A 16342-nucleotide genomic window follows, 5' to 3' on the forward strand; every position below is an offset into this window, starting at 1 on the left:
GGTTTTCTGATGGCCCCTCCCGGAAGTACGCCCACGACGTCGCGCAGGGCGCGGCTCGGGCCCGCGTTCGTCACGGCCGCGCTGGTCTTCGGCCCGGGCAGCATCACCACCGCGAGCTCGATCGGCGCCCAGCACGCCTACCAGCTCGTGTGGGTACCGGTGCTCGCGACGATCCTCATGCTGTGCTTCGTGGACCTCTCGGTCCGCATCGGCCTGACCACCGACCGAGGGCCGGTCGCCACGGTGTCCCGGCGCTTCACCCGGCCGGTCGGCGTGCTGGTGGGCATCGGGTCGTTCCTGGTGACGGCGTCGTTCCAGGCCGGGAACTCGGTCGGAACGGGCGCGGCGGCGAACGTGCTGTTCGGCGGGAACGTCGCGCTGTTCGCCGCCCTGTTCACCGCGCTCGCCATCGGGTTCCTGTGGCTGCCGTCGTTCTACCGCTCGCTCGAGACCCTGATGGTCGCGATCGTCGGCCTGATGCTGGTGGTCTTCGTGGTGACCGCGGTGGTGAGCGGGCCCGACCTCGGGGCGGTGGCGGCCGGGCTCGTCCCGCGCCTGCCGACGGGATCCGCCGCCGTGGTGGTGGGTCTCGCGGCGACCACGTTCTCGGTGGTCGGCGCGTTCTACCAGATCCAGCTCGTCCGGGAGAAGGGCTGGACGGCGGAGAACTACCGCGAGGCCCGCCGCGACGCCGTCCTCGGCACGGTCGTGCTCGGCGTCCTCTCGGTCGTGATCATGCTGGCCGCCGCGGCGGTCCTGCACCCCGAGGGGATCGCCGTGAAGTCCCCGGCGACGATGGCGGCGATCCTGGAGCCCACGATCGGCCCCTGGGCGTCGGGGCTGTTCGCGGTGGGGCTGTGGGCCGCCGCGTTCTCCTCGCTGATCGGCAACAGCACGATCGGTGGCCACATGATCGCCGGGGCGCTCGGCGCGGAGTCCGGCGGGCTCCGCTCCTCCCGGGTGAAGCTGTGCATCACGGCGGTGATGGTCATCGGCGGCGTCGTCGCCGTGGTCTTCGGCGGCATCCCGGTCCAGCTCATCGTCACCGCCCAGGCCGTGACGATCTTCGCCGTCCCGCTCATCGGCGTCGCGCTCGTCGTCCTCGCCCGCCACCCGGACCGCGCCCGCCTGCGGCTCGGCCCGGCGCAACTCGCCCTCGCGATCGCGGGCATCTGCTTCCTGCTCGTGCTCGCCCTGACCTACGTCTGGAACCTCCTGTGAACGACCTGACCCGTGCGCCCGCCGACGAGCCGGCGCTCGAGGAGTTCCTGTCCCGCCCGGCACCGGGCGTCGCCGAGGCGCTGGACGGCGCCGGTGGCGACGTCGTGCTGCTCGGCGCCGGCGGCAAGATCGGGCCCTCGCTGGCCCGGATGGCGCGGCGCGCGCTCGACGACGCCGGGTCGGACGCCCGCGTCGTCGCCGTCTCCCGGTTCTCCGACGCCGCCGTGCGGGCCGGGCTCGAGGACGCGGGCGTGCGGACGGTCGCGGCCGACCTCGCCGACCCCGGCGCCTACGCGGGCCTCCCGGACGCGGCCGCCGTGTTCCACCTCGCGGCGATGAAGTTCGGGACGACGGGCCAGGAGCAGCAGACCTGGTGGTCCAACGCGGCGATCCCCGCGCTCGTCGCGGCTCGCTACCGGGGCGTGCCGACAGTGGTCTACTCCACCGGCAACGTCTACCCGCTCGTGCCGCTCACGGCGGGCGGCGCGGTCGAGAGCGACCCGCCCGCACCGGTGGGGGAGTACGCCCAGTCCTGCCTCGCCCGGGAGCGGATCTTCACCCACGGCGCGCACGCGTGGGGCACCCCGACCGCGGTCTTCCGCCTGAACTACGCCTGCGAGCTGCGCTACGGCGTGATCGCCGACATCGCGGTGAAGCTGGCCGCGGGCGAGCCCGTCGACGTGACCATGCCCGCCGTCAACGTGGCGTGGCAGGGCGACGTGAACGCGTGGGCCCTGCGCAGCCTGACGCTGGCCGGCGTGCCGCCGCACGTGCTCAACGCGACCGGCCCGGAGACCGTGCCGGTGCGGCGGCTGGCGGTGCTGCTCGCCGAGCGGATGGGCGTCACGCCCGAGTTCCGCGGCGTCGAGTCCTCCGACGCGCTCCTGAACGACGCGGGCGAGTGCCACGAGCGGTTCGGCTACCCGACGGTGCCCCTGCGCCGGCTCGTCGACTGGGTGGCCGACTGGGTGGGCCGGGGCGGGCGCCAGCTGGGCAAGGCCACGAAGTTCCAGCAGCGGGAGGGGAGGTTCTGATGGGCGTGGCAGACCGGCTGCGCGACGGCGTCGTCATCCCGGCCCACCCGCTCGCGCTGACCGCGGACGGGGAGGTCGACCTCGCCGCGCAACGGGCCCTCACCCGCTACTACGCCGAGGCGGGGGCGCACGGCGTCGCCGTCGGAGTGCACACCACGCAGTTCCCGCTGCACGCCGACCGCGGGCTGCTGAACGAGGTGTGGCGGCTGGCCGCGGAGGTGGGAGCGGGCCGCCTGCTCGTCGCGGGGATCTGCGGGGACACCGCGGACGCGGTCGCCGAGGCCGAGGCGGCCGCGGCGCTCGGGTACGACGCGGCGCTGCTGTGCCCGTGGGGCATGTCCGAGGTGACCGAGCAGGCCCTGCTGGAGCGGGCCCGCGCGGTGGGCGATGTCCTGCCGACGATCGGCTTCTACCTGCAGGAGAGCGTGGGCGGCCGCGCGCTGTCCCGCGGCTTCTGGCGCGAGCTGTTCGACATCGGGTCGGTGGTGGCCGTCAAGGCCGCACCGTTCGACCGCTACCGCACCAACGACGTCGTCCAGGCCCTGCTCGAGCACGACCGCTGGGCCGAGGTCGCCGTGCTCACCGGCAACGACGACGCGATCGTGCACGACCTGGTCACGCCCGCGCGCCGCACGGTCGGCGGGCGGGACCGCGAGATCCGGGTGACCGGCGGGCTGCTGGGCCAGTGGGCCGTCGGCACCCGCGCTGCGGTGGCGCTGGTCGCCCGGGCGGCGGCCGCACGCGAGGCCGGGGCGGTGCCCGCCGAGCTGCTCGCGACGGCGACCGACCTCGTCGAGGTGAACGCCGCAGTCTTCGACGTCGACCACGGATTCGCCGGGTGCGTGGCCGGGGTCAACGAGGTGCTCCGCCAGCAGGGCCTGCTCGGCTCGGCGCGGTGCCTGGCACCGGAGGAGCGGCTGTCCCCCGGCCAGGCGGAGCGGATCGCCGGGGTCCGGAAGCGGTTCCCCGGGCTGCTGGACGAGGCGTTCGTCGCCGCGCACCGCGACCGCTGGCTCGGCGCCTGACGGCCGTGCCGTGACCGTGCGTTCGGTGCACGGACGGCGACATGGAGCGTGTTGTCCGGTTTGCCAAGTCCCGTGACAGCCGCCCGGCCGACGAACGGCACTTTCGTCTCTACCTAGCCGACGAGAGTGTCGTTCGTCGTCCTGCCCTGGCCCCTCTGGTGATCGAGGACCGGCGCCGCACTCACCCCGCTTCCTGCTGGCCCTTCGCGTACAGGAGGTGCAGGAAGTCGGCCCCGGTGAGCGCGGTGAACGTGCCCGCGACCAGCCGCGTCACCCGCGGGGCGAACACGTGACCGAACGAGAATCCGGTCGCGATCCACAGATCGAGGCAGAACGGGCAGGTCACGAGCTCGCCGATCGCGTGCCGCAGCCCGCTCGCCTTGCTCGCCTCCTCCATGACCTCGGCGGGCCCGCCGGTGCCGGAGTACCGGGCGAAGGGGGCCCGCAGTGGGCTGGTGACCGCGTCCTTGGTGAGGGTCCGCGAGAGCTTGTGGGTGCCTGCGGTGATCAGCAGGAGGTCCCACGCCCCGAAACCGTCGGGGAGCCGGCGTCCGGAGGCCACGGCGAGTCCGGCGGCGCCGGCGACGAGCGCGGCGAAGACCGCCATCACGGCCACGTACCCGCCGAGCGGCCGATCCTCGCCCTGGCGGTAGGCGTTCGCCTCCTCCCGCGCCGTCTGCGTGACGACCCCGTTGTCCAGGGCGCTGTGCGACTGCGTCATCGCTGTCCTTCCGATCTCGCTGTCCTTGTCGGATCCGTCGCAGAGAGCTACCCCCTGCAGCGGCGCCTACCCGGCGCGCCGCGTGGTCGTGCCGTTCCGCGGGCACACCCGGGTGGTGAGGGAGATCAGGAGGAGGTCGACGATGGCGACGACGGGTCGCGACCGGGACGACGGGCGGGCCGGGGTGGCGGTGGTCACCGGCGGCTCGGCGGGCGTCGGGCGCGCCGTGGCGCGGGAGTTCGCCGCCAGGGGCTACGACGTCGCGGTCCTCGCCCGTGGCGAGGACGGGCTGGACGCGGCGGTCGCCGAGGTCGAGCGGGCCGGGCGCCGGGGGCTCGCCCTGCCCACCGACGTGGCCGACGCCGCCGCCGTCGACGCCGTGGCCGCGACCGTCGAGGCGGAGCTCGGGCCGATCGCGGTGTGGGTCAACGACGCCTTCACCGGCTCCATCACCTTCTTCGCCGACCTGGAAGCCGAGGAGTACCGGCGCATCACCGAGGTCACCTACCTGGGCTTCGTCAACGGCACCCGGGCCGCGTTGCGGCACATGACCCCGCGCGGCCGGGGCGTGATCATCCAGGTCGGGTCCGCGCTGGCGTTCCGCGGCCTGCCGCTCCAGTCGGCCTACTGCGGGGCGAAGCACGCCATCCGGGGGTTCACCGAGTCGCTGCGCACCGAGCTGCGGCACCTGGGCTCGCCGATCCAGCTGTGCGAGGTGCACCTGCCCGGCGTCAACACCCCGCAGTTCGACCAGGTGATCCACCGCGGTGTCGAGCACCAGCCGCGCCCGGTGGCCCCGGTCTACCAGCCGGAGGTGGCCGCCCGCGCCATCGCCGAGACCGCGGCGCGGCCCCGGCGCTCGACGTGGGTGGGCGCGTCCACGGTGGGCACGATCCTCGCCAACCGCGTCGCGCCCGGCCTGATGGACCGCTACCTGGCGCGCACGAACGTCGCCGGCCAGCAGGATCCGCAGCACGACCCGCCGCCGCGGCGGGCGAACACCTGGGAGCCGCTACCGGGCGACCTCGGTGCCCACGGCGAGTTCGACGACGAGGCGCACGGCCACAGCCCGCAGGCCTGGCTGACCCGCCACCGCGGCGCGGTCCTGAGCGGCGGGCTCGCGCTCGCCGGGACCGCTGCGCTCATTGTGCGCCGGGGACGGCACTAGTGGTCCCCGGTTGCGGGCCACCGGGGCGGGTACCACCCGGTGCAGCCGACCCGGGAGGAGCCGACCGTGACCCAGGCTGCGGACATGTTGGAGACCTACCCCGCCGACCTCGGGGGCGTCGATCGTGAGGCGCTCGTCGCGTGCATCCGTGCCTGCGTCGACTGCGCGCAGGCGTGCACGGCGTGCGCCGACGCCTGCCTGAGCGAGCAGAACGTCGCGGACCTGCGCACGTGCATCCGCAGCGACCTCGACTGCGCGGACCTGTGTCGGGGTCACCGCACGGGTCCTGTCCCGGCACACCGGCTACGACGCCAACCTCACCCGGTCCGTCGTGCAGGCGTGTGCCGCGGCCTGCAGGTCGTGCGGTGACGAGTGCGCCCACCACGCCGAGATGGGCATGCGGCACTGCGAGGTCTGCGCGCAGGCCTGCCGCCGCTGCGAGCAGGCGTGCAACGCGCTGCTGGCCGGGCTCTGACCGAAGGGTTGACCCCGCGTACCACCGGAACTTCCCGAACACACACGAAGGAGCATGACGTGGCCGAGTCCACCACCCACGCCACAGACGTCGTCGACGAGCTCACCACCGACCACCGCGAGGCGCTCGCCCTCCTCGACCGGATCGCCGCCAGCAGCGACCCCGGCGAGAAGCGCGACCTCGCCGACACCGTCATCGCCGAGGTCGTGCGGCACTCCGTCGCCGAGGAGATGTACGTCTACCCGGCGATGCGCGACCACGTCCCGGACGGGGCGAAGGAGGTCGAGCACGACACGAAGGAGCACAAGGAGCTCGAGGAGACGATGAAGCAGCTCGAGGGGGTCGATGCGGGCGACCCGCGCTTCGACGAGCTCGTGCGCACGATGACCGAGCAGCTGCGCCACCACGCCCACGACGAGGAGAGCGAGCAGTTCCCGCAGCTGCGTGCGGCGGTGCCGCGCGAGGAGCTGGTGCGCCTGCGGGAGAAGGTGGACACCGCGAAGAAGATCGCGCCGACGCGGCCGCACCCGTCCGCGCCGAACGCCGAGATGTTCCACAAGCTCGCCGGGCCGGGAGTGGGGCTTGTCGACCGGCTGCGTGACCGGTTGACGAACCGCAGCACCTGACGCCCCGGCCCGTCGGGGGCGCACGCGAGCCTCCCGCAGGTGCTCAGGCGGCGAGGACCGTCAGCGGCAGGCCCTGCGGGTCGACCAGGTGCAGCTCGTCACCGTCGCGCGTGCACCTCCCCGCCCCGCCGGCCGGCACGCGCTGCGCCACCGCCGCGAGGTCAGGGGCGGTGACGGTCGCCTCCCAGCCGGCAGGCCCGTCCTCGAACCCCGCGGCCCCGGGCAGGACGCCGAGGACGTCGGCGTAGAACCGGCGCGCCGCGTCGGGCCGCCCACTGCGGTGGCGCATCCCCGACGGCGTGCACGGCGTGGCGGGGTCGTGCGTCCAGCCGCCGAACGCGCCGGCCCGCCAGAGCGAGACGACGGCGCCGAACGGGTCGACCAGCGTGGCGAGCCGGCCCTGGTCGGCCACATCGGACGGCGGCAGCACGACCCGCGCGCCGGCTTCCCGCGCCGCCGCGGCCCGCGCGTCGACGTCGTCCGCGGCGAGGTAGCACGCCACGTGCGGCGGCACGCCGGGCGGGTGGAGCGGGTCCGCCAGGTCGCTCACCCCGCCGAGCCACCCGCCGTTCAGGGCGATCTTCGTGGCCTGCCGCCAGTCGTCCGGATCGACGGCGAACGTCCAGCCCAGCGCCGCGGAGAAGAACGCCGCGGTGGCGGGCACGTCCCGCGTCTTGAGGTCGAGCCAGCAGAACGTCCCGGGGGAGCGGGGGCGCGCAGTCACGACGAATGCCTACGTCGACGATGCGCCGGGCAACCCGGATACGCCGCGTCCCGCGTCCCCGGTTGGGGGCTCGCGTTCGGTGCGGTGGCCCGGGATCGTGGTCCGCTCCGGGACGAGGAGGTGGCATGGCCACGCTGCTGCAACAGGCGTTCCGCCGCAAGCCGGTGGCGGACATGGCCGCGGAGACCGGTGCCGACGGGCACGGCGGGGGCCGGCTGGCCCGTTCCATCGGGCTCTTCCCGCTGACCATGATCGGCGTCGGCGCGACGATCGGCACCGGCATCTTCTTCGTCCTGAGCGAGGCCGTCCCGGTGGCGGGGCCTGCGGTCGTCTGGTCGTTCCTGATCGCCGGGGTCGTCGCGGGCCTCACCGCGGTCTGCTACGCCGAGCTCGCGAGCGCCGTCCCGGTGTCGGGGTCGTCGTACTCCTACGCCTACGCGACGCTCGGCGAGGTCGTCGCGATGGCGGTCGCGGCGTGCCTGCTGCTCGAGTACGGAGTGTCCTCGGCCGCGGTCGCCGTGGGCTGGTCGCAGTACCTCAACCAGCTGCTGGGCAACCTGTTCGGGTTCCAGATCCCGGACGCGCTGTCCCAGTCGCCGGAGGGCGGCGGGGTGCTCAACCTGCCCGCTGTCGTCCTGGTGGCGCTGTGCGCGATGCTGCTGGTCCGGGGCGCGAGCGAGTCCGCCACGGCGAACGCGGTCATGGTCGTCATCAAGATCGCCGTGTTGGTGATGTTCGTCGTCATCGGCGTCACCGGGTGGAACAGCGACAACTTCGCCGACTTCGCGCCGTTCGGGATCACGGGCATCACCGGGGCGGCCGGCATCATCTTCTTCGCCTACATCGGCCTCGACGCGGTCTCGACCGCGGGGGAGGAGGTGAAGAACCCCCGCCGGACGATGCCGCTGGCGATCCTCTCGGCGCTGGCCATCGTCACGCTGGTCTACGTGGCGGTGGCGCTGGTGGCGGTCGCCGCCCAGCCGCAGGCCGCCTTCGAGGGCCAGGAGGCCGGGCTCGCGGCCATCCTGCAGGACGTGGTCGGCGCCGACTGGCCGGGAACCGCGCTCGCGGCAGGGGCCATCATCTCGATCTTCAGCGTCACCCTGGTGACGATCTACGGCCAGACCCGCATCCTGTTCGCGATCGGCCGCGACGGGATGCTGCCGCGGTTCTTCCAGCAGGTGAACGCGCGCACCAGCACACCGGTGAACAACACCGTCGTCGTCGCCGTGGCCGTGGCCCTGCTGGCCGGGCTCCTGCCGATCAACTTCCTCGCCGAGATGACGAGCATCGGCACGCTCGTCGCGTTCCTCGTCGTGTCCGTCGGGGTGATCGTCCTGCGGCGCACCGCACCCGACCTGCCCCGCGGCTTCCGCGTCCCCGGCTACCCGGTCACGCCGGTGCTGTCGATCCTGGGCTGCCTCTGGATCATCATCGACCTGCGGCCGATCACGATCGCGGTGTTCGCGATCTGGGTGGCCGTCGTGCTCGTCTGGTACTTCACCTACGGGATCCGGCACTCGCGGCTGCGCAGGCCGACCCCCGAACCGGGCGGGGAGCGGCGGTGACGATCCTGGTGGGGCTGCCCCGCGACGAGCGGGCGGCGGCGGTGGTGGGCCTCGGGGTGGTGCTCGCCCGCTCGCTCGACCAGCCCCTCGTGGTGTGCACGGTGGTGCCGCCGCCGTGGCCGCCGGGGGTGGGCCGGGTGGATGCGGAGTACCAGGCGCACCTCGACCGCGCGGCGCACGAGGCCGTGGAGCGGGCCGAGGCGCTGGTGCCCGCCGACCGCACCGCGGAGTTCGTCGTCGCCCGGGCGCGGTCGACCTCGGCGGGCCTGCTCGACGTCGCCGAGGAGCACGCCGCCCGCCTGCTGGTGCTGGGCTCGTCCACGGCGGGGGTGCTGGGGCGGGTCGCGTTCGGCAGCGTCGCGGAGCGGCTGCTGCACAGCTCACCGGTCCCGGTGGTGCTGGGCCCCCGCGGGTTCCGCTGCCGGCCCGGCGCCACCGTGCGCCGGGTGACGGCCGCCTTCGGCGCCACCGAGGGCGCCGACGAGCTGGTCCTCGCGGTGGCCGGGGTGGCGGCGCGGGCGCAGGCCGCGTTGCGCATCGCATCGTTCGCAGTGCGGCCGCGCACGCCGCTGACCGCCGGGATCGGTTCGCGGGCCGAGGATGCCGTGGCGCAGGGGTGGGCCGCGGACGCCGCGCGGGCCCAGCGGGCCGTGCTCGAGCAGGTCGAGCGGCTGCCGCGCCGTCCGTCCGAGGTGGAGGCTGCGGTGGGGCACGGCCCCGACTGGGCCGCGGCCCTCGAGGACGTCGGCTGGGACGACGGGGACCTGCTGGCCGTCGGCTCCAGCACGGCAGGCCCGCTGGAGCGGGTGTTCCTCGGCTCCCGCTCGTCGCGGATCGTCCGGCACTCCCCGGTGCCGGTGGTGGTGGTGCCGCGCGGCGCGGCGCAGGCCCTGGCGGAGCGCGCGGGGCAGGGGTAGCCCGCCACGTCGCACACCGGCTGCCCACCTCGCACGAGGCCCGAGGCGGGCCCGTGCGGGGTGACCACCGGATGTGCGAACCGACGCCGACCTACGCGGGGGACGTCGCGGGCACGCTGCCGGCGCCGGGCACGATGCCCCGGCTCGCCAGGTGGCGGCTCGTCGCCCAGCCCAGTGCGGTGGCCACCAGGGCGAAGGCCACCAGCAGCCAGAGCAGCAGGTTCGGCGAGGCGGCCAGCATGCTCGGCGTGACCAGCGCGAACAGGGCGAAGACGAAGCGGCCGATGGCGTAGGTGAAGCCTTGGGCGGTGGCGCGGGCCTCGATCGGCAGGCTCTCCTGCGTCCAGACCTTGTAGTTGGCCTCGCCCGACACGTTCACGCCGATGTTGTAGATCACCAGCGCGAGGACGTAGACCAGCAGGACACCGTTGCCGACGCCGGCGACCGCCATCGCCCCGGCCTGCACCAGGCCGCCGACCACGAACACCGGGTTGCGCCACTTCGTGTCGACGATGCGCACGAACAGCAGGGTGAACAGCAGGCCGACGGGGATGAGCGCGACGTTCAGGCCGGTGGCGAGGGTCTGGCCCGCGCCGCCGACGGTGATCAGGAAGTAGGTGCCGAACTGGCCGAAGGTGTTCGCGACCATGCCCCAGAAGATGTAGTAGACGCCGGTGAGCACGATCGGCACGAGCATCGCGCGCGAGGTCATGATCGTCCGCAGCGGCAGGGCGGGGCGGGCGCTCTCGTCGCCGCCGCGACGGGCGACGACGTCGGCCTCGAGCGAGCGCAGGGCCGGGTGGAACCGGCGCACGCCCCACGTCACCAGCGCCACCACCACGAGCTGCGCGAAGATGATCCGGATGCCGGTGATCCCCAGACCGGAGAACGCGAAGCCCAGCAGCTGGGTCGCCGCGATGCCGAGGAACCACATCACCTGCGTGGTGCTGACCAGCCGGCCCTGGGCTCCTTGCGGGGAGCGCTCCGACACCACGGCCACTGACGTCGGGAGGTCGGCGCCTGCGGCGAGGCCCGCGATGACGATGCCGACGAAGAGCATGGTCTGGTCGACCGCCGCGGCCATCACCGCCATGCCCGCGGCGTACAGCAGGATGTAGAAGGTGAAGGCGCGCATGCGCCCCACCAGGTCGGCGACGCGGCCGCCGACGAACGCCCCCGCGGCGATGCTGAGCGTGAGGGCAGCGCTGAGGGCGCCCACGCCCCAGGTGCTCATGCCGAAGTGCTCCTGCAGGACCGCGAGCCCCACGCCGAGCCCGACGATGATCGCCGAGTCCAGGTAGGACGCCATGCCCGCGGAGATCGCGAGGGTCCAGTGCCGGCGGTCGGGCTTGTCGCCGGAGAACAGTGGTGCGATGCCGGGGGCGTCGCGGGGGTCGGAGTTCATCGTTGAACCGTCCTTCGCTGCGGGGGAGTGCTCAGGCGACGTGCACGGTGACCGGCCCGAACAGGCCGGACGCGAGCTGGGTGGGGAAGACCCACGTGGTGGGGGTGGACTCGTGCAGGAACGGGCCGAGGGTGCCCGCGACGGTGATCTCGAGCTCGGCCTGCCCGCCGGCCGGGGGCAGCGCGAACCGGAACGGCGCGCAGAACGCCTCGCCGACCGGCGTGCCGTTGACGCGGACGTCCACGCTGCCGCGCAGGTCGCCCAGGTCGAGGGTGCAGGGGCGGCCCGCGGGCAGGTCGACCGTGCGCCGGTAGCGGACCGCGCCGCTCCAGGCTCCGAGCCCGATCCCCCGCCAGTCGCCGAGCGCGATCGGTGCCGGCTCGTGGCGGACGAGCGCGGGGCCCGCCCACGCCGCTCCGCCGCGCCGGACCGCGGTCGGCTCGGTGCGCACCACGAGCGTTGCGGGCGCGGGCAGCGGGGCGTCGAGCGTGATCACGCCCTTCTCCACGGGCACGGGGACGCCCTCGAGCGCGCACTCGGCGTCGAGCAGCAGCGGCAGCGCGACCTCGCGGGTGCCCGCGGGCAGCGCCACGCGGAACTCCTGACGGGCGGGCGCGGCCGAGTCGGTCACGTGGACGTCCAGGACGGGCTCGCCGACCTGCGGCGGGCCGTTCAGCCAGTCCGCGCCGGGCAGCGGGTGCGGGCGGGTGACGGCGTGCGCCGGTTCCAGCGGCGACCACTGGCGTGCGCTGGTGCGGGTGCCGCCCCGGCGCCCGGCGGTGGCCGTGGTCCAGCCGGTGCCGCCGCTGACGAGCGTGCGCGTGCCGGCCGCGCCGGTGACCGCGAGGTCGACGACGACGACGTCGTCCGGGTCGGTGGTGGCGAGCGCGACCGTGAGGGTCTCGCCGCCCCGCACCCGGCCGGTGAGGTCGTGGCCGAAGAACGCCGGGTTCGCGCCGCGCTCCGACTCGTAGTACTCGACCTTCTCCTGCCGGGCCAGCGGCGTCCCGTCGACGAGCACGGTGGCGGCCGCCGCCGACCCGACCACGAGCCGGGCGGATCGCACCTCGCCCGCGTCGGGCACGGTCGCCTCGAAGACGACGGTGCCGTCGGCCGGGCCGGGCAGGTCCGCGGCCATGTACTCCGGCTGCGGCGGGCAGCCGCCGGGCGGCGCGAGGGCGAGGGCGGACCCGAGGGGCGCGTTCCCGCCCATCAGGTCGACCGTGCGGGAGGCGCCCAGCCGGTACTCGACGATGTTGACCTCGCGGTCGACGTCGACGGCGTACGCGGTCACGTACGTCTCCCCGGCCGGTGCGGGCAGCCGCTGCCCGTTCCACCACACCTGCGCCGGGGCGCTGGTGGTGAGCACCAGGTCGGCGGGCCCGCGGTGGCCGGTCACGAGGAGCGCGCGCACGACGACCTGCCGACCCTCCCCCGGGTCCTGCGCGAGCACGTGCTCCACCGGGACCCGGCCCTTGGTACCGAGCGCTCCGGCGTGGTCGCGGCGCACACCGCGGCTCGCCGAGTACTCGTGCCGGCTCCAGCCCGCGCCCGTGGCGAGCGCCGCTCCGGCGGCCACCTCCAAGCACTGCGCGGGGTCGAGCGGCGGGGGCAGGTCGGTGGGTGCCGCCGGCCGGTGCACGAGGACACGCTGGCCGAACGTCGCGGTCGTCTCCCGCCACGCGGGGTCGGGCTCCTCCCGGGCCGCGAGGGTCCACACCTGCAGCTCGGACAGGTCGGCCCCGACCGGGCGGGCGAGGTCGCCCCAGGTGTTGTCCAGGGTGGGGACGAGCTCGCCGCTCCAGCCGTCGCTGATGTCGAGCACATCGCCCGCCGCCGCGGTGGGCACCGCTGCGACGGACGGTCCGGCCGGGCCCTCCTGCCAGCTGAGCAGGACCATCGGCGCCCCGCCGGTCTCGACCGTGATCGTCGAGGTGCCGTCGGCGACCGCGACGGGAGCCGGGTGCCGCTCGCCGGTGGCGGGGTTCCAGACCTGCGCCCGGGCGACCTCGGCGCGGACGGTCACCCGGTGTCGGCGCGTGTAGCGGGAGCGGTCGAACCCGACGGTGCTCGGGCGGCCCTGGGGGTCTGCCCGCCGCGGGTGGTCGCTCGCGTCCGGGTAGGCGCCGCCGACCAGCGCGACGGCCGTGTCGCCCTGGCGGCGCACCAGCAGCGGCATGTCGGACCGCGCGTACCGGCCGTCGGCGGGCAGGGTCGCGACCGCGGCCGGCACGTCGTCCACGACCGTGCAGCGGTCGTGGTCGAGCACCGCCGCGACGGCCGCGTCGTCCCCGCCGCGACCCGTGGCCCACCCCGGGCGCTCCCCGACGACGACCACGCCCCCGCCCGCGTCCATGAACCGCACGAGCGCCCGCGCGCTCGCCTCCTCGAGGAAAGGGGCCGACGGGACCACGACGGTCGAGTAGGCCTGCTCCCGGATCCGCAGGCGGCCCTCGGTGGCGTCGCCCCGCTGCAGGGAGGCGTCGTCGAGCACGTCGAAGGCGATCCCGGCCGCGTCCAGGGCGCTCGGCTCGACGTGGAACCAGTCGTTCGTGCCGCACAGCTCCCGGTAGACGGCCTGCGTGCGCGCGACGTCGGAGAACGCGCCGGCGAACGTGGACCGCGTGCCGGGGAAGTGGTCGATCGCGACGTCGAGCGGGATCGCGGCCTGCATCGTCGCGGTCGGGTGCAGCACCGCGACGTCGGCCTCGAAGCGACCCCACGACATCAGGGCGGCCACCCGCGCGACGGCCCGGGCGAACGCCGGGTAGTGCCGCCAGTAGGGCTGGCGCCAGTCGGTGGACGGGGGCGCCCACTCGAACCAGCCGCCGACCGTGGAGTAGTAGCTCGCGTGCGGGTTGTAGAGGGTGGCGCCGCTGCGCAGGAACGGCAGCAGCCAGTCCCAGGTGTCCTCAAGGGTGCCGCCCCAGCCCGACGAGTGGAACGCCTCGATCCACACGCGGTCGTGGCCGTAGAGGTGGGCCATCGAGCTGTGGACCTTGGCGTCGCCCTCGTGGTCGGAGCCGACGGCGGAGAACCAGCGGTGGGTGCGGAAGTAGTCGGTGTAGATCTGCGTGGACTGGGCGGGCAGCCCGGCCCGAGCCGGGTTCGACTGGTCGGCGCCGAGCAGCAGGCCGTGCTCGGCGTGCCACCGCGCGAGCGGCCGGAACAGGGCGTCCTCGGTGAGCGCGGCGCGCACGGCGTAGTAGTCGGAGCGGACCTTCGCCGCCTCCACGTCACCGGCACCGAACAGGGCAGGGAGGTGGTCGAGCAGGTCGTAGCCGCAGCGGGCGGCGAACTCCGCGGCGAACCGCGGCGTCCAGGCGTTGGTGGCGGGCAGCTCGTCCTGGAAGCTGCCGACGACGACGTCGCCCAGGTATTCCGGCACCCGGCGCGCGAACTCCCGGTGGACGGTGTCGAGGAGCAGATCGACCGCGGCGGGGTCCAGGTAGTCGAACGCCGTCGGGTGCGCGGTGACGAGCAGCAGCTCGGTCGCGCCGGTGTCGACCGCGCCGTCGGCCCCGACCTCCACGCGCCTGCCGTCGGCGGTGTAGGCGGCGACGGGTTCGGCGTCCCCTGGCACGGCGACGCGACCGCCGCGGACCGGCGTGGTGGCGGCGCGCAGCGTGCGACCGGTGGCCCACGGGTGCTCGTGGGTGATCCGGCCCTGGATGTTGGCCCCGGAGAACCCGATCTGGTCGTAGAACCACAGGCGCATGCCCAGCGACCGCGCCGCCGCGCAGGCGTCGCGGAAGCGGTCCCACCACGCCTCGGAGAACCACGGCGGGTCGTCGGCCACCGCGCCGAACAGTGGCCCCGCCGGCGCCAGGTTGATCACGACGAGGTCGTCGACGCCGCCCTCGTGGAAGCGGCGCATCTGCCACTCGAGGCGCTCGCGCGTGACGGGCTCGCCGCTCCACCACCACAGCGGCGTCGGGCCGAACCCCGGCGGCGGGGTGTCGAAGAGGGCCTCGAGCTCAGGCGTCACGGCCGGACCTCGACCAGCTCGAGGCCCTTGAGCTCGGCGAACGCGCGCAGGTCGGCCACACGGTGGCCGGTGCCGAGCGCCCAGTGGTGGTGGACGCCGGTGGCGCTCCAGGCGTCCACCCAGTCGCCGGGGTGGCAGCCGAAGTCGACGCGGGATGTGGTGTTGCCGATCTGCAGCAGCGGGCCGGGCACCGTCTCGCCCTCGGCCGCGACCAGCCGGTAGCGGCCGTCCCGGGTCTGCGCGACGCCGAGCAGCGTCACCGGCCCGTGCGCGACGTCGAACTCGACGGAGACGCCGTGGCCGCGCTTGCCATGGTAGACGCCGAGGCCGCGCAGCAGCGGCCGGGCCGAGCTGATCGCGAGGTGGGCGGGGCCGTCGTGGCCCATCTCGACGACGTCGTCGGTGAGGTCGAGCGCCTGCAGTTCGGTGAAGGAACCGCCGGCGCCGAGCCGGTCGAGGACCAGCATCGCCAGGGAGGTGCGCAGCTCGTACTCGCCGACGGCCGGCACGCCGCGGGCGGTGAGCAGCGAGGCGCCGAGGATCAGGCCCGCCGCGAGCCGCTCGTGCAGCTCGCCGTCGAGGCCCCGGTGGTAGTAGGCGAGCGAGTCGAGGTCGAAGTCGGCGACCAGCCGGTCCAGCCCGACCGAGACCCTCGCCGCCCACGTGAGGTCGTCGGCCTGCACCGTGGCGTCCAGGTCGAACACCTCGCGGGCCAGCGCGGCGCGGGCCGCCGCCTCGCCGTCGCCGACCTGGGCGACCCGGACCCGCAGGTCGTCGACCTCCAGCACCTCGACGTGCCCGCCGAACTGGCTGGTGACCATCGTGAGGTCGGTGGAGACGTCGAGCATGCCGGGGTAGAGGTGGCCCATCAGCCCGTGCCGCGTTCGGGTCAGCGCCGCCGACAGCCCGGCCGCGACGACCCAGCGCGCGATCTTCGCCCAGGCCCGCTCCTCCTCCAGGTGGCCCGACACCGAGCGGAAGGCCAGGCCGAGGCGCTCGAACAGGTTCGCGATCTCGGGCAGCGGGCAGGCGCCGCAGTAGGCGAGCCACTGCCCGGTGTCGAAGCTCGCGTGGTCCATCCGCTCGGTGGGTTGCAGGTTGAGCACCAGGACCGGGGCACCGGCGCGCTGCGCGATGGGCGCGACCATCGACGAGGTCAGGTACGTCGGGACGTACAGCACGACGATGTCGCAGCCGGCGATCCGCAGCTCCTCGGCGACGCGGGCGGCGTCCGTGGCGTCGGAGACGAACCCGGTGTCGACGACGTCGGCGGACAGCGCCGCGAGCCGCTCGGCCACGCGCGCGGCACCGCGGCGCAGCTGGGGCAGGAGGTCGGGGAACTGCGGCCAGTAGGCACCCAGGCCCCCCGCCACCAGCCCGACCTTGGGGCGGCGGGCGGCCACCCGCTCGAGGGTCCCCGGCCGGTCGTCGGTCGCGGTCATCGTGGCGCTCCTCACGTCGTCGTGGGCG

At 74.7% G+C, this 16342-nt stretch carries 12 protein-coding genes and 1 pseudogene; 8 read left to right on the top strand and 5 right to left on the bottom strand.

Annotated features, from left to right (window positions below):
* The first annotated feature begins 9 nt into the window (after positions 1–9).
* From FB558_RS37320 to FB558_RS37330, 3 genes are read left to right on the top strand one after another with little or no spacing between them, the layout of a single operon-like run.
* On the top strand, positions 10–1221 hold the full coding sequence (locus FB558_RS37320; RefSeq protein WP_142062487.1) for an Nramp family divalent metal transporter: 1212 nt from the start codon (positions 10–12) through the stop codon (positions 1219–1221).
* The gene (locus tag FB558_RS37325; protein ID WP_142062490.1) at positions 1218–2255 is read left to right on the top strand and encodes an NAD-dependent epimerase/dehydratase family protein; all 1038 of its coding nucleotides are present in this window, start codon (positions 1218–1220) and stop codon (positions 2253–2255) included. Before FB558_RS37320 ends, FB558_RS37325 begins: the two co-directional genes overlap by 4 nt.
* Positions 2255–3280, top strand: a complete 1026-nt coding sequence (locus tag FB558_RS37330; RefSeq protein WP_142062493.1) for a dihydrodipicolinate synthase family protein — start codon at positions 2255–2257, stop codon at positions 3278–3280. Before FB558_RS37325 ends, FB558_RS37330 begins: the two co-directional genes overlap by 1 nt.
* 181 nt (positions 3281–3461) lie before the next feature.
* Here the strand turns inward: FB558_RS37330 and FB558_RS37335 are convergent, their stop codons facing one another.
* On the bottom strand, positions 3462–4001 hold the full coding sequence (locus tag FB558_RS37335) for a DUF1360 domain-containing protein (RefSeq protein ID WP_142062496.1): 540 nt from the start codon (positions 3999–4001) through the stop codon (positions 3462–3464).
* A gap of 142 nt (positions 4002–4143) precedes the next feature.
* Here FB558_RS37335 and FB558_RS37340 point away from each other — a divergent pair, with 142 nt between their 5' ends.
* The 3 genes and pseudogenes from FB558_RS37340 to FB558_RS37350 all read left to right on the top strand — a co-directional run bounded on the left by FB558_RS37340 (position 4144) and on the right by FB558_RS37350 (position 6270).
* Entirely contained in the window at positions 4144–5169 is a 1026-nt protein-coding gene (locus FB558_RS37340) for an SDR family oxidoreductase (protein ID WP_142062499.1), read from the top strand.
* Between the two features lie 84 nt (positions 5170–5253).
* Positions 5254–5644, top strand: a pseudogene (locus FB558_RS37345) (four-helix bundle copper-binding protein).
* Between the two features lie 59 nt (positions 5645–5703).
* Positions 5704–6270, top strand: a complete 567-nt coding sequence (locus tag FB558_RS37350) for a hemerythrin domain-containing protein (RefSeq protein WP_142062502.1) — start codon at positions 5704–5706, stop codon at positions 6268–6270.
* A 43-nt stretch (positions 6271–6313) separates the two neighbouring features.
* On the opposite strand, the gene FB558_RS37355 is transcribed toward FB558_RS37350, so the two are convergent.
* A complete protein-coding gene (locus tag FB558_RS37355) occupies positions 6314–6994 on the bottom strand; it encodes a VOC family protein (protein WP_142062505.1) in 681 nt (226 codons plus the stop codon).
* Positions 6995–7119: 125 nt separating this feature from the next.
* Between FB558_RS37355 and FB558_RS37360 the strand changes: the two genes are divergently transcribed.
* Together FB558_RS37360 and FB558_RS43620 are read left to right on the top strand one after the other, a co-directional pair.
* Positions 7120–8562 (top strand): APC family permease, encoded by a 1443-nt coding sequence (locus FB558_RS37360; protein ID WP_142062508.1) that lies wholly within the window; start codon positions 7120–7122, stop codon positions 8560–8562.
* Positions 8559–9479: a universal stress protein gene (locus tag FB558_RS43620; protein ID WP_170231739.1), complete on the top strand. Its 921-nt coding sequence runs from the start codon at positions 8559–8561 to the stop codon at positions 9477–9479. Before FB558_RS37360 ends, FB558_RS43620 begins: the two co-directional genes overlap by 4 nt.
* Positions 9480–9570: 91 nt before the next feature.
* On the opposite strand, the gene FB558_RS37370 is transcribed toward FB558_RS43620, so the two are convergent.
* The 3 genes from FB558_RS37370 to FB558_RS37380 are packed head-to-tail and all read right to left on the bottom strand — an operon-like array spanning position 9571 to position 16314.
* A complete protein-coding gene (locus tag FB558_RS37370) occupies positions 9571–10884 on the bottom strand; it encodes an MFS transporter (protein WP_142062511.1) in 1314 nt (437 codons plus the stop codon).
* Positions 10885–10915: 31 nt separating this feature from the next.
* On the bottom strand, positions 10916–14872 hold the full coding sequence (locus FB558_RS37375; RefSeq protein ID WP_142062514.1) for a glycosyl hydrolase family 2 protein: 3957 nt from the start codon (positions 14870–14872) through the stop codon (positions 10916–10918).
* Positions 14869–16314 (bottom strand): L-fucose/L-arabinose isomerase family protein, encoded by a 1446-nt coding sequence (locus FB558_RS37380; protein ID WP_142062517.1) that lies wholly within the window; start codon positions 16312–16314, stop codon positions 14869–14871. The genes FB558_RS37375 and FB558_RS37380 overlap by 4 nt, the downstream gene beginning before the upstream one ends.
* Positions 16315–16342 lie beyond the last annotated feature (28 nt).

It is taken from the genome of Pseudonocardia kunmingensis, assembly GCF_006716445.1.
In the GTDB taxonomy this organism is placed as follows: Bacteria; Actinomycetota; Actinomycetes; order Mycobacteriales; family Pseudonocardiaceae; genus Pseudonocardia; species Pseudonocardia kunmingensis.

What these genes read in the sequence shown, in the direction of transcription:
- FB558_RS37335 (WP_142062496.1), bottom strand. Translation starts at nt 4,001, where the DNA reads ATGACGCAGTCGCACAGCGCCCTGGACAACGGGGTCGTCACGCAGACG.
- FB558_RS37330 (WP_142062493.1), top strand. Translation starts at nt 2,255, where the DNA reads ATGGGCGTGGCAGACCGGCTGCGCGACGGCGTCGTCATCCCGGCCCAC.
- FB558_RS37340 (WP_142062499.1), top strand. Translation starts at nt 4,144, where the DNA reads ATGGCGACGACGGGTCGCGACCGGGACGACGGGCGGGCCGGGGTGGCG.
- FB558_RS37360 (WP_142062508.1), top strand. Translation starts at nt 7,120, where the DNA reads ATGGCCACGCTGCTGCAACAGGCGTTCCGCCGCAAGCCGGTGGCGGAC.
- FB558_RS37370 (WP_142062511.1), bottom strand. Translation starts at nt 10,884, where the DNA reads ATGAACTCCGACCCCCGCGACGCCCCCGGCATCGCACCACTGTTCTCC.
- FB558_RS37320 (WP_142062487.1), top strand. Translation starts at nt 10, where the DNA reads ATGGCCCCTCCCGGAAGTACGCCCACGACGTCGCGCAGGGCGCGGCTC.
- FB558_RS37380 (WP_142062517.1), bottom strand. Translation starts at nt 16,314, where the DNA reads ATGACCGCGACCGACGACCGGCCGGGGACCCTCGAGCGGGTGGCCGCC.